This is a genomic window from Rhizobium sp. BK060 (genome assembly GCF_014193145.1).
In the GTDB taxonomy this organism is placed as follows: domain Bacteria; phylum Pseudomonadota; class Alphaproteobacteria; order Rhizobiales; family Rhizobiaceae; genus Rhizobium.
The window spans coordinates 17,266-30,397 of record NZ_JACHYW010000032.1; the positions used below are offsets into that span (position 1 = coordinate 17,266).

Genomic DNA, 13,132 nt, shown 5'->3' on the forward strand with positions numbered 1-13,132 from the left:
TAGCGTCCGCCGGAGGCCTCCGTCCGCCTCTGGTGAAAAAGCTGCTCGGACTAAGCAGCCTCACGTCATGCTTTCGGCGGATAGCCTTCTCGCTGCGTCGCGAATGGCGGCGAGCGCCTGAGGGTTTGTGACCGGATATCCTCGTATGAACGTTTCCGCTAAAAATCCGGGGAGGGGCTCGTTCAGACGAGAGACGAAGCGCGCCGCATCTTCTTCCCGGTTGAGCATCGCGGCTGCCATCGCCATGAACAGGAGCGTCGCCGGCGATTGGGGCGGAGCTCGATTTAGGGCCGCAATGCACTCCTTGTAGAGGCCGGCGACGAAGCAGCAACGGCCCAGCATGCCATAGTACCAAGGGATGTTGGGGTTGAGTCGGATGGCTCGCCTGGCCAACTCGCAGCCGTGCTCCGGTTCGCCCGCGACCAACGTCACATTGCCGGCCAGCATTGCGATCGTGTCGGCGTCATGGGGAGCGGCTTTAAGGACTATTTCATGATCATTCAAAGCGCCCTCGAAGTCGCCTCGCACAGCTCTGACCCCAGCGATGCAGAGCCGGGCGACCAAATCCTGCGGATCGAGCTCCAGAGCCTTCTCTACGCATTCTTCGAAGCGCCGAACCGAGGAAGTGGGGTCTTCAGAAAATCCGTTGCAGACGTCGGTGGAGTAGGCAAGTCCCAATCCGGTCCATGCTCTTGCGAGCTTTGGATCGAGCTGGACTGCGCGCGATAGAAACCGGATGGCCTCGGCGTTCGAGGCGCGAGTGAAGAGGTCGAGGTGCTCCTCGCCCAGGAGATAGCAGTCGTAGGCCTGCAGGCTCGCAGGCTTCTTGCGCCGGAGGACGTCGCGCCGGAAGCTTAGAAGCTTTCCGCAGCAATTCCCGAGGACGTTGACCACGCTCGCAGTGACGGCGTCCTGCAGCTCGAAGATGTTGCCGGCCGTCTCGTTGTAACGGGCACTCCACAGGCTCGCCCCGCTGGATGCATCCACGAGCTGGACGGAAATTCTTACCTGATCACCGGTCGCCTGCAGATTTCCTTCCACCACGTAGTCGGCATTCAGCTCCCTGCCGATGGACAAGACGTCGTTCTCGCACCCCTTGTAAGCGATCATGGTCTGACGGGAGATCACAGCCAGGTCGGGATAGCGTGCAAGATCGGCGATGATGTCGGCGGAAAGTCCTCCAGCGAGCCTTTCCCAGAGTTCGTCAGTTGCCAGGTTTGCGAAGGGAAGGATGGCGATGACCGGTGGACCGGAAGGATCCTCTGCTGCTGCGGCCGAGGGCGAATGGGCGCTCTTCGTCCCGACGGGTAGGGTCGACCAATCGACCTGGAAAACAGGGATGGCGGTCGGGATATTTTTCAGGATCCGCTTGCCCATACTGCGCACCCTGAATTCCGTTTTCGCGCCGAGCTGGTCGCGAACCGGACCAGAGATGCATATTGCAGACGATCCAGCAATGGACTGCAGCCGCGCGGCGATATTGACGCCGTCGCCAAGTAGATCCTCGCCCGCGACAACTACGTCCCCTAGGTTGATGCCGATACGAAATTTCAAGCTGCTGTCGGGTTCGCCGTCGTCTGCAGAGAGGTCACGCTGAATCTGAACCGCGCAGCGAACGGCCTGAACGGCGCTCGAGAACTCGGCCATGATGCCGTCTCCAGCAAGACCGAAGACGCGGCCGCCGTATTGCGCGACGAGCCTGTCGATACGCTCGCGGCTTCGGTCGAGCGCGCGTATCGTTCCCTCTTCATCGAGAGCCGACAGACGGCTGTAGCCGATGACGTCTGCGGACATGATCGCGGCAAGCTTCCGATCCATGACGCGCCCCTACGCAACTCATGCTCGATCTCTAATATGAGCAATCTACTATTGCTCGATGGGGAGGTCTAGCGGGACGGACGCCTTACGACAGCTCCGCAATCCGTCAATCGACAAGCGCGAGGAGGAGGTGTGGACAGTTACCTCAGCCATAGGATTGTCGCGGCAAGAGCGATCATCGAATGGTAGTTTCGCGCTGTTTTCTCGTATCGGGTGGCAATGCGTCGGAATTGCTTGAGTTTTGAAAAGCAGCACTCGATCAGGTGGCGCTGGGCATAGAGTTGCTTGTCGAGCGGATATTTCCGGGCACGCGAAGGATTGTTTGGGATGACGGCTTGTGCGCCTTTGTCGGCGATAGCCTTGCGTAGCCGATCACTATCGTAGGCGGTATCGGCCATGACGACATTGGCAGGTAGGTTTTCGATCAAGCCATCAGCTTGCGGCGCATCGCCCTTCTGGCCGGCAGTGAGCACAAAGCGCACCGGGCATCCCAGGCCCCGCACCGCCATATGGATTTTTGTGCTCAGGCCGCCGCGCGAGCGTCCAAGGGCCTGATTTTCAGCCCCTTTTTTGCGCCAGAGGCGTGTTGGTGGGCCCGGATGATTGTGGAATCGACGATCAGATATTCAAAGTCGCCATCGTCTGACATAGCGTCGAAGAGCCGCCACCAGACGCCCTTTTGGCTCCAGCGGCTGAAGCGGCGAAAGACGCTGTTCCAATCGCCGAATACGTCAGGCAGATCGCGCCAGGGCGAGCCGGTTCGCACGATCCACAACACCGCTTCCACGAACATGCGATTGTCGCGACCCGAAGAACCGCGCGTGCGATCATCACCGATGATATGCGGAGCCATCCGCTCCCACTGGTCGTCACGAAGTACCAAACGGTCCAAAACACCCATGCCTGCCTCCAAAAGACAGTCTTGAATCTGATTTGCTCAGATTTGGGATCCCAAGAGTCCACACTTCCTAGTTTATCTGCCCCGAAATCCACATAGGTTCTTCGCGAGCGGGCGGTTGACGTCCGACGCGCTATCCCTCGACCAGACAGGGCCTCTTCGCCGTGCAAACGGCTGGCGATCTAAGCAGGCTGGCCTTGTCAGTGGCTTCGGCAGACGTCGCTGGAGTACCCGAGGCGTGTTGCTACAAGTTTGCCGGACTTGTAGCAACGCTTGGCGGCAGCGTTGCGGCAGGGGCGCGGTCGGCCTTCTGTCGAAACTGCTGTAACAAAGCCAACTTTCCAGCAGCCATGCCAGTAAGTACGCCGCACGACTGACCTGAATCGTTTGGCCGCTGTCCGGCGGGATCTTGTCGTATGCAGACAGCAGCGGCTACCTGCATACGCGGCTCGCTCACGCAGCGTCGTCTCTTATTTTGAACCAGCCACGGGTTTCCTCGATCACGTTCCAGAGGTTCCTTGGGAGCGCTATCTCAGGGATCTTCGAGGTTCTGATTTCGTCATCGATCAAGTTGTCGTTACCGCTCTTAGCGAGATCGACCCACTCCGGGTTAATTACGAGTCCTTTGCCTACGGCGATCATTGAGACGCCCAGAGCAAGCGAACGCTCGGCTTGTTCTGATGTTCTGACCTGACCGGCAGCGATGACTGGTACTCGACCGGCCACTCTGGTCGAGATCAATTCGGCCATCGTCCTGCCGTCGTTAGAGTCGACTGGCGTAGCCTCGAGTACGCTCGACAACGATGCATGGACATAGTCAACTTCCCCAGCGATTAGCTGGTCGATAAGTTCGTAAATTTCACCTATGCGAAGGCCGCCTGGCTCCGATTCTTCGGGGGATAGCCTGTAGCCCAATATGAATGGCTGCGTCGCGGAAGTCGCGATCACTCTCTTCACTTCGCTGACTACTGCGAGCGGGAAACGCATGCGGTTTTCGAGCGAGCCGCCCCATTGATCATGACGCTGGTTGTAGTGGGGCGAGAGGAAGTTTTGGAGCAGGAACCCGTGAGCGCCATGCAGTTCAATTCCGTCGAAACCCGCCTCAATGGCGCGACGCGTCGCCTCCCCGAAAGCGGCTATAACCTCGAGAATTTCGTCCTGACTCAGGGCACGCGGTGCAACGTCTCCTGAATTGAACGGCCCCGCCGCGGCTTTAACCGGGCTTGCACTGACGATTTCTCCATCCGGTGTGAGCGTTGGTTCGGCCTTGTTCCCAGCATGGAAGATTTGAAGGACAGCGAGGGCTCCGCCGCTTTTGGCGGCATCAGCCAAGCGACGAAGGCTGGGTGTGAAGCGATCATCATAAGAAGCAAACTCTCCCGTAAATCCAATTCCATTCTGCGTGACGTGCGTGCAGCCCGTCAGGACTAGCCCCACTCCTTTCGCCCGACGTCGATAATAGGCGACCTCGTCGTCAGAAACCGTCCCGTCGCCGTTCGCCGACCAAGTGGTCATCGGCGCCATTGCAATATGGTTGCGCAGGGTCAGCCCGTTGGCGAACGTGAACGGTTCGAAGAGTTTGGATGTCGTGCTCATTGTCGGGAATTTCCTTCGCAATATCCATTGGCGGTTGGTGACACCGGAGATAGCGATGGAGACTGCTTTTGATTAGCCGCTACAATTCGCATGAAGTTAGAAATGGGGCTTATAAATGGGAGGCGGCGAATTTCGGCGAGATCAAGCCACCCGCCGAATAGCACACACAATTCGCAAGCACATGCCGGTATGCGGCCGCAGTTTGCCTCGGCCTTCAAGCGAGCCTCGCCGCTGAGCTCCTTAGCCTCTCATTTCGAAAGCTACGTGGGCATCAGCACCGAGCGATTTAGAAATGCAGTTTCTAAAGCTATGCAGCGAAAGCGGTCTAATCGGATCGAGACCGCCCTTCTATCTAATCAACCGTAGCGCTAGCCAATCAGGCTGTAAGGCCGTCGCAACGACATTCGGCGTCTTGCGGCGCGACTATTCATGCCGAGAGCAAATTCAGGAGATTGCCGATGGATGAGAACAAGTCAAACCGATCGTCAACCAAACCCGGCATCGGGCGGCGGGAGTTCATGGCTACCACGGTTGCCGTTGGCGCCGCCCTGCCGCTCAGCTCAATAGCGCGGGCCGCCTCTTCCGGTGAGGCGAAAGCCACTAGTCAACAGACAGGATCGAACATGAAACCGCGCAAACTGGGAAACCTGGAGGTCTCTGAAATTGGAGCGGGTGCGATGAGCATCAGCGCAAACTACGGTCCACCAGCCGACATCAAACAAGGCATCCACACTCTACGCACGGCTCACGAAATGGGCGTAACGTTCTTTGATACGGCCGAAGTCTATGGGCCGTACACCAGCGAGGAACTCGTTGGAGAGGCACTGTCGCCCATTCGTGATCAGGTGAAAATCGCGACGAAATTCGGCTTCGCGATCGACGGGACTATCGGGCTGAACAGCCGTCCCGAACGCATCAAACAGGTTGCCGACGCCTCGCTGAAGCGCCTAAAGACCGACCGCATCGATCTGTTCTACCAGCACCGCGTCGACCCGAACGTCCCAATCGAGGAGGTAGCGGGCGCCGTTAACGACCTGATCAAGCAAGGCAAGGTCCTACACTTCGGGTTGTCCGAGCCAAGTGCCGCCACGATACGCAAGGCGCACGCGGTTCAAGAGATTACGGCAGTTCAAACCGAATTTTCGCTGATGGAACGGGATCCGGAAAGAAACGGGGTTCTCGCTGTCTGCGAAGAACTCGGAATCGGCTTCGTTCCTTGGGGCCCGGTCGGGATGGGATATTTGACGGGCGAGATGGACGGCTCTACGAAGCTGGATCCCAAGACCGATATCAGGTCGACCTTTGAGCGTTTCTCGCCTGAGAACCTCGCAGCGAATATGCCTATAGTCGAATTCCTGAGGCAGTTCTCTGCAAAGAAGGGAGCGACGCCGTCGCAGGTCGCACTGGCGTGGTTGCTTGCAAGGAAGCCCTTCATCGTTCCTATTCCAGGGACCCGCGACGTTGCACACCTGGAAGAGAACCTCGGCGCTGCGCGCGTACAGCTTTCAGCCGCCGATCTCCAAGACATCGACGCGGCCATGGCCAAGATCGCCGTTCACGGCGGACGCATGAACAGCATGCAGATGGACCTCGTCGATACCAGCGCGTAGCGCTCAACCCTGATTAACGATGGCGGGCGGCCCTCGAAACGGTGTTCGCCCGACCACCTGCAACAACGCCGCGTCAAACCCAGCAAGTTCTAGGGGTGAAAGCTGGCGAAGACAGGATTTCCGCGCGTGAAGGAAAATAGCATGAATCCCACATATGATTTTCACGGGCTTGTCGCCCTCGTAACCGGTGCGAGTTCCGGTATTGGCTTCGCGGCTGCCCAAGCATTCGCCGAGAGCCGCGCTTCCGTTGTTCTTGCCGACATTGATGAGCAGCGTGTGAGCGCGGCCGCGGACAAACTCAGCGCGGCCGGCTTTGACGTTATTGGAGTGAAGTGCGACGTCGCGGATGAGAGGCAGGTAGCCGCATTAATTGAAAGGGTTATCACAAAATTTGGCCGCCTGGACATGGCCTTCAACAATGCCGGCATTCCTGGACCATCCGGCAACTTCACCGACGAGACAGGCGATGACTTTGACAAGGTCAACGCGGTCAATCTGCGCGGCATCTGGACCTGCATGAAGCATGAGCTTCTCCATATGCAGAAGCAAGGCAGTGGCGCCATTGTCAACTGTTCCTCTCTCGGCGGGCTCGTTGGCCAGTCTGGGCGGGCCGCCTACCACGCGACGAAGCATGGGGTGATAGGCCTTACGAAGAGCGTGGCGCTCGAATACGCGCCGAGTGGCATTCGGGTGAACGCAATTTGCCCCGGCGTCGTCGAGACGCCGATGTTCGCCGCACTTGGCGAAGTATCCGCGGAAGCGATGAAGCAGGTTGTCCTGGATCAGCCGATCGGTCGGCTAGGGCGTCCTGAAGAGATCGCGGCTTCAGTTCTCTGGCTCTGCAGCGCGGCAGCGAGTTTCGTCGTTGGAGCAGCGCTGCCTGTGGATGGCGGCTTCACTGCGCGCTAGCCCGTTCCCGAGCGGGTCGCGTCGACCTGGACGCGGCTCGTTTGATCGTGAAACGGCGCGGAGACCCACTACATCGGCTCGTGGAATCAGGCCAAGTTGGGTACAGAATTGATGCCCTACATCTTACCAAGCGGAGGTCGAGTATACGGAGACAACGTCCGCGATCGCCGAAAGCGCCAGTGCTCTTGCATCACGAGCCGGGCCAAATATTCCGATCGGGGCCTTGATACGGTCCGTCTGCACCCGCGTGAAGCCTGACGCCCAAAGTTCACTACAACGTCGTTTATGCGTTTCGCGACTTCCGAGAGCCCCGATGTAAAAGGCTTTTCTTTTCAGCGCAGCTTCAAGCCAAGGACGTTCGTGGTCGAGGTCGTGAAACAACACGACAACAGCCGTGTCGGGGTCTATGTCGCCTTCATCGAACTCTGGCCGCTGCGATCTCTCGTCAAAGGAAAATACCTGAAGCTCGGAGGCCACTGCGAGCCTTGTTGCCGCCTCCAGTTCAATACCCCGCCCGCACAGGATCAGACGGAGATTCGGCCTATAGGATCGAACGAACGATTTTTCCATCCATCCGGCCCCCCCGCCATCGGGCGCTTTTACCGCAGCAATAGATTGAGCATCAGGGTCATAGCCAAGCGCTATCCTTCTGCGCCTCCCGAGACCGGATAGAACTTGGCGGAGCGGCTTCGTGTCTCTCACGACGTGGATTGCCAACGTGATGCCACCGCCGCAAGGAAGCACGATGTCAAAAATCCCCGAACCTTGCCCAAGGCGAAGACATCGGTCGGACCCGCCCCGCAACGCTTCAAGAGCTTCCGCGGCAACCGCCGCCTCGGCGCAGCCACCTGACAGGTAGCCACAGTAACTGCCATCGGCGAGCACAGCCATCTGAGCGCCCAGGCTCCGAGAGGCACCTCCACGGATTTCTACGAGCGTGACTAGAGCAGCACCACCCTTTTCAGCTCCGTCAGCGACGTAATTGAGGATCGCCTCCTGATCGTCGGTCATGAACGCGCAATATGGAGTGGGCCGAGTATCGAGAATGAACGGTGATTTCAGCATGGGATCCCAAGCACATTGGCAGCCCGTTGCGGCCGAGGCTTGCTCGGCCGCAACGGACTTTTCTCAGGCCAGTTTTTCCAGAGTGATCGGGAGACTCCGAACGCGTCTGCCAGTCGCGTGGAAGACGGCGTTGCCGATAGCTGGGGCGACGCCAACAACACCGATCTCGCCGACTCCTTTGCCGCCGAGGGCGCTGGCTTGGAAGTCCGGAATGCCTACCGAAAGTGCGATGATATCGGGAACATCCGCATTTACTGGGACGGGGTAGTCGGCAAAATTGGCGTTCGCGATCCGGCCGTCACGCTGGTCGACGAAGCCTTCTTCGAGCAACGCCTGACCGAGTCCCATGACCATGCCGCCGATCCACTGGCTCTCTGCCAGCTTCGGATTGTATATTCTGCCGCTATCGAATGCTGCGACCATGCGCTTCACTCGGATCGTGCCAAAATCCTCGTCGACCCTGACCTCGACGAATTGCGCGCACCAGCAGTGGGCGGAGACGCCACCCTCCAGCGAAGCTTTCATTTGCACGAAACTCCGGTCGGCGGCGTTTTTCATCTCCTCGGTGGCGTCGGCGCTGAATGTGTTGCCCTCAACTTCGATTTTGTCTTTTCCGACCGCCTTCAACAGGTCTGCAATGCCGACACCACCCTTCGGTCGGCGCGTGGGTCGGACGATCCCGTTTTCGAGTGTGAGGTCGTTCACCCTGGCTGCGACCAGTGGCGACTTTGGATCGCCGGCCGCGAGTGAAAGCAATGCCTCGCGAGCATTCTTGGCGGCTTTGTCGACAGCTCCGGTTAGGTTGTTGGCCTGCTGCGAGCCGCCAGCAAGGGCTGACCGGGGTAGGATGGTGTCGCCAAGCCTCACCGTTACGGTCTCGACGGGTACACCCAAGACTTCGGCTGCCGTCTGGGCCAAAATCGTATAGGTCCCCGTGCCTATGTCTGTTCCGGCGCTCAGGACTTCGACCTTCCCGGTTGCGTGAATGACAATCTTGGCTTCGCTAGGCGTTCGCAGCATCGGATAAGTACCGGCAGCCATGCCGAAGCCGATCAGTTCACGGCCTTCGCGCATTGATCTTGGAACGGGATTGCGCTTCGACCAACCAAACGCTTCGGCTCCGGCGGCATAGGCTTCCCGCAATTGACGCGTTGACCATGGCAACTGGCTGTGGGGGTCTTTGTCCGCCCAATTGGCAAGCCGCAGGGCAATAGGGTCCATGTCAAGCGCGTAGGCTAGCTCGTCCATGGCGCTTTCCAAAGCGTATGCACTGGGGTTTTCCCCAGGCGCTCGCTTCCACCCCGGCTGGACGGTGTTGACAGGGACGACGCTGTGTTTGGAGGACAGGTTCGGCGTTGCATACATCAGCGTGGTTACATTGTTGCACGGCTCCACATGGACTTCGTCGATCGCCGTTTCGTTCCAGCCTTCCTGAACGATTGATACGATCTTACCGTCCTTCGTAGCGCCGATGGAGAGGTCTTGCCGAGTGGCTGGGCGTCCGCCAAGCCCCGTGAACGTCTGCGGGCGCGTCAGCGAAACCTTCACCGGGCGCCCGAGTTCGCGTGACGCCGCGCAGGCAAGTGCCACATGGGGGTGCGGTCCGATCTTGCAGCCGAATCCACCGCCGACAAAGGGCGACATGACCCGAACGTTCTCAATATCGACGCCCATCCATTCGGCGACGACGCTACGCGCGCCACCGACCCACTGGCTCGGTTCCCAAACGGTGATTTTCCCATTTTCCCAAGATGCGATGCACGCATGTGGCTCCATGGGAGCGTTGTATTCCCGAGAAGTCGTGTAGGTAACGTCTACTTTGACCGCTGCTGTCGCAAGTGCGGCGGGAGCATCACCCCACTCCGCTTTGATGGCATCGATGGGTTGCGGCTTCGCCTTGGCGTCATTGATGTCAAAAATCGGATCCCCGGCCTCGTATTCGGCTTTGAGAAGATGTGCCGCCTCCGTCGCTTGCTCAAAGGTCTCCGCGACGACAATCGCAATATGCATCCCGTTAAAGCGAACGACATCGTCCTGTAGTGGCGTGAAAGCCTCCACCGCACCACCGCCCTTGGCGTAGACGGTCGCTTGATTGAGCTTCAGTGAGTTTTGAGGCGTGTAAACTGCGAGAACTCCGGGCAGCGCTTTCGCTGCCGTAGTATCAATGTGGACGACGCGACCGGCCGGCTGCGTCGACTGAACGAGCACGCCGTAGGCCAGGTTCTCCAGCTTCTGTTCGATCGCATAGCGTGCCTTTCCAGCGACCTTCAACGCCCCTTCGGCGCGGGAAATGCGTGCGCCCAGAGCAGGGTTCTTTAGTTTGGCTGGCTCGGACGCAATTGCTTTGCTGCCCGGCAATTCAATCCCGGCAGAGGCGGCCGCGGCGACGCCAAGGCCGAGTTTCATGACGGTGCGGCGATCCAGTTGGAATTCATCGTTCTGCGTCATGCTATACCTCCTACCGTCATCAGGGCGCGCGCCACGACCTTTGGTGCAAGATCGATCTTAAAAGCGTTGTGTCCGCTCGATCTTGAGCCTTGAACTGATGCCGCTGCTGCGCTTCGGAGCCGTGCCTCGTCGAGCTGTTTGCCCTTGAGCGCGTCTTCGACGCTGCGAACCCGCCATGGCTTCGTGGCAACTCCCCCAAGAGCGATGCGCACGTCCCGAATGGTCTTCCCGTCGTCTTCGAGCTCAATTCCGACGGCCGCGCTGGCCGCGGCGAACTCGTACGACGCACGATCGCGGACCTTGAGATAGTGCGATCGTTTCAGCGCCGCACAACGCGGGATTTCAATCCCAACGATCATTTCACCTGGTGAAAGCTCATGCTCGATGTGCGGGGTCAGGCCTGGTAGAAGGTAGAATTCGTCAATTGGGATCGAGCGCTCGGTGCCGCCCCGGACCAGGACGTTGGCATCGAATGCGACAAGGGAAACGGCGAAGTCACCGGGATAGATCGCGATGCAGGCGTCGCTGGTGCCGAGCACCGCATGATTGCGGTTGACGCCTTCCAGGGCTGCGCAGCCCGAGCCGGGATTGCGCTTGTTGCAGTTCGAATAAGCGCCAGGATCGCGGAAATACGTGCAACGCGTGCGCTGCATCAGATTGCCGCCGATAGATGCCATGTTTCGAAGTTGCGCGGAGGCCGCGCGCCACAGGCTTTCCGAAAGAACGGGAGCTGCATCCTTGATGTCCGAATGGTCGGCGACCTTGCTCATCTTGGCGAGCGCCCCGATGCGAATGACGTCCTTCGTCACCTCGATCGTATCGAGACCGGAGATGCGCGTGAGGTCAACCAAGCGACTGGGGCGCTCGACGTTGAGCTTCATGAGATCGACTAGCGTGGTACCACCAGCGAGAAAGCGGGTCTCGGGCTTCGCCGCCTCGGCAATAGCAGAATCCGCGTTTTCAGCGGGAATATAGTCGAAGGATCTCATAGTGATGCCTCCTTCTTGAGGCGGGCGGCAGCGTCTCGCACGGCAGCGACGATGTGGGGGTAGGCCCCGCACCGACAGATATTGCCGCTCATGTATTCCCGGATGTCATCGTCGCTTCCCGCGTGACCTTCACGAATGCAGGCGACGGCAGACATGATCTGGCCGGGCGTGCAATATCCGCACTGGAATGCGTCGTGCTCGATGAAGGCCGTCTGGACGGCATGTAACACGCCATCGCCTGTCTGAAGCCCTTCGATCGTCGTAACTCGACGGCCCTCGACCTGGGCCGCAAGGGTGAGGCAGCTTAGGACGCGATGGCCATCGACATGCACCGTGCAGGCGCCGCATTGTCCCTGATCGCAACCCTTCTTTGTGCCGGGCAGATCCGCATGCTCGCGAAGTGCGTCGAGCAGCGTGACGCGGGTGTCTAGTCGAAGGTCGTGGCGCTCGCCATTGACCTCGATGGATAGTTGACGGGCTGCTGACATCTCGCCTCCTGTTGAGTTCTTGCCGATGAAGAGAGTAGTCCGCCGCAAGCACCAGGATTAGGGATCGATATCTGCATGAAGTTAGAAAACGTATTTATAAATGCGGAGTCGAACGATCCGGATGAGCTACCGGTTGCGAAATTATTGCTGTTGGTCGACAGAGGGCCTCTCTGAGCAGGCGCGCCGCCTTATAAGCGCCGCGCAGCATGTCTGTGAATTGCTAGCGTCCGCGCTGTGCTAGTCCACTGCGAGCACATGAATCGACGCATCCCAACGGGAGATGAAAAGCGGCAAATGCGCCCGTGCGCACTCGCAGTCGTAGAGGGCGGCGGGGGCTCAACGGCACCCGCCGAATGGTGGCTATTTCTCGACCAGGATGGCGCCCAAGGCGACCTGTTTGGGATCAGAGTCGACCGCGATTAGCTTGCCGGATCTTGCTGCGTTCACCAGAATTTCCAAGCCTTCAGAGCCGATCCTCGCTGGATCTTGTGCCACGGTGGCGGATAGCTTTCCTGCTTTGATGGCGTCTCTTGCCTCCGGCACGCCGTCTGTGCCCACTACGAATATCTCGCCTGTCTTGCCAGCGTTCTGCACGGCCTGCATGGCCCCGAGCGCCATGGTGTCGTTGACGCAGTACAAACCTTTGAGATCGGGCGTTGACTGGATGATGTTTGCTGCGACGTCAAGCGCCTTCAGACGATCCCAATCTGCGGGCTGGCTCGTCACAAGCTTGACATTTGGCGTGCTTGCGAATGCCGCCGTAGCCCCGTTCTTCCTTGCCTCGGCAGACGCGACGCCCGGTTTTCCTTCTATGATGGCCACATCTCCACCGGCGGAGCCCAGCATCGAGATAATGTGATCAGCGGCTTGCTTTCCGACTGCGTTATTATCCGTAGTGACCGTCGCTTCCACATTGCCACCGGCCTGCTTCAACGCTGCTATGTCGACCTTGTCGTCGATGTTCACCAAGGCGATGCCTTCTTTGTAGGCCCTCGCTGCAGGCTGCACGAGGTTGACGGGGGAAATTGGCGCGAATGCAATTCCCTTGTAGTTTCGGTTAAGAACATCCTCAAAAAGCTGCAACTGTGTCTGCGCATCGTCATTTGTTGGTGGCGCAAAAATATCGACGTCCACGCCAAGCTCTTTCGCCTTGGACTGGATCCCGCTCTGCATGTCCTGCCAATAAGGGTCCCCTAGGGTTTTCAAGATCACAGCGTAGTCGGCGGCCTGTACCGACGCGGCGGTGGCGAAGGCTCCAACGGCAATAGCAATTAGTAGCGATGCTGGCCCTTTTCTCATTTCATTCTCCTC

10 protein-coding genes are annotated in these 13,132 nt (G+C 58.9%); 2 read left to right on the top strand and 8 right to left on the bottom strand.

The annotated features are described in order from the left end of the window. Positions 1 to 60: 60 nt before the first annotated feature. The 3 genes from FHT71_RS26390 to FHT71_RS26400 form a co-directional block, all read right to left on the bottom strand. The gene (locus tag FHT71_RS26390; protein WP_183722743.1) at positions 61 to 1,818 is read right to left on the bottom strand and encodes an adenylate/guanylate cyclase domain-containing protein; all 1,758 of its coding nucleotides are present in this window, start codon (positions 1,816 to 1,818) and stop codon (positions 61 to 63) included. Between the two features lie 140 nt (positions 1,819 to 1,958). Next, a protein-coding gene (locus FHT71_RS26395; RefSeq protein ID WP_183722745.1) for an IS5 family transposase occupies positions 1,959 to 2,719 on the bottom strand; the annotation gives its coding sequence in 2 pieces (ribosomal slippage) (positions 1,959 to 2,392 and positions 2,392 to 2,719; 762 coding nt in all). Positions 2,720 to 3,169: 450 nt separating this feature from the next. Then, the gene (locus FHT71_RS26400; RefSeq protein ID WP_183722746.1) at positions 3,170 to 4,312 is read right to left on the bottom strand and encodes an NADH-dependent flavin oxidoreductase; all 1,143 of its coding nucleotides are present in this window, start codon (positions 4,310 to 4,312) and stop codon (positions 3,170 to 3,172) included. 623 nt (positions 4,313 to 4,935) lie between these two features. Between FHT71_RS26400 and FHT71_RS26405 the strand changes: the two genes are divergently transcribed. Further along, positions 4,936 to 5,922, top strand: a complete 987-nt coding sequence (locus FHT71_RS26405; protein ID WP_246718102.1) for an aldo/keto reductase — start codon at positions 4,936 to 4,938, stop codon at positions 5,920 to 5,922. A 141-nt stretch (positions 5,923 to 6,063) separates the two neighbouring features. Then, a complete protein-coding gene (locus tag FHT71_RS26410; RefSeq protein WP_183722750.1) occupies positions 6,064 to 6,831 on the top strand; it encodes a glucose 1-dehydrogenase in 768 nt (255 codons plus the stop codon). A 123-nt stretch (positions 6,832 to 6,954) separates the two neighbouring features. Here the strand turns inward: FHT71_RS26410 and FHT71_RS26415 are convergent, their stop codons facing one another. The 5 genes from FHT71_RS26415 to alsB form a co-directional block, all read right to left on the bottom strand. Further along, positions 6,955 to 7,896 (bottom strand): XdhC family protein, encoded by a 942-nt coding sequence (locus FHT71_RS26415; RefSeq protein WP_183722752.1) that lies wholly within the window; start codon positions 7,894 to 7,896, stop codon positions 6,955 to 6,957. A gap of 63 nt (positions 7,897 to 7,959) precedes the next feature. Continuing rightward, the gene (locus FHT71_RS26420; protein ID WP_183722754.1) at positions 7,960 to 10,344 is read right to left on the bottom strand and encodes a xanthine dehydrogenase family protein molybdopterin-binding subunit; all 2,385 of its coding nucleotides are present in this window, start codon (positions 10,342 to 10,344) and stop codon (positions 7,960 to 7,962) included. Continuing rightward, positions 10,341 to 11,333, bottom strand: a complete 993-nt coding sequence (locus FHT71_RS26425; protein WP_183722756.1) for a xanthine dehydrogenase family protein subunit M — start codon at positions 11,331 to 11,333, stop codon at positions 10,341 to 10,343. Before FHT71_RS26425 ends, FHT71_RS26420 begins: the two co-directional genes overlap by 4 nt. Further along, positions 11,330 to 11,821 carry a (2Fe-2S)-binding protein gene (locus FHT71_RS26430; RefSeq protein ID WP_183722758.1) on the bottom strand — a complete coding sequence of 164 codons (492 nt, stop codon included), beginning with the start codon at positions 11,819 to 11,821 and terminating at the stop codon, positions 11,330 to 11,332. The genes FHT71_RS26425 and FHT71_RS26430 overlap by 4 nt, the downstream gene beginning before the upstream one ends. A 360-nt stretch (positions 11,822 to 12,181) precedes the next feature. Beyond that, entirely contained in the window at positions 12,182 to 13,120 is a 939-nt protein-coding gene (gene alsB / locus FHT71_RS26435; protein ID WP_183722760.1) for a D-allose transporter substrate-binding protein, read from the bottom strand. Positions 13,121 to 13,132 lie beyond the last annotated feature (12 nt).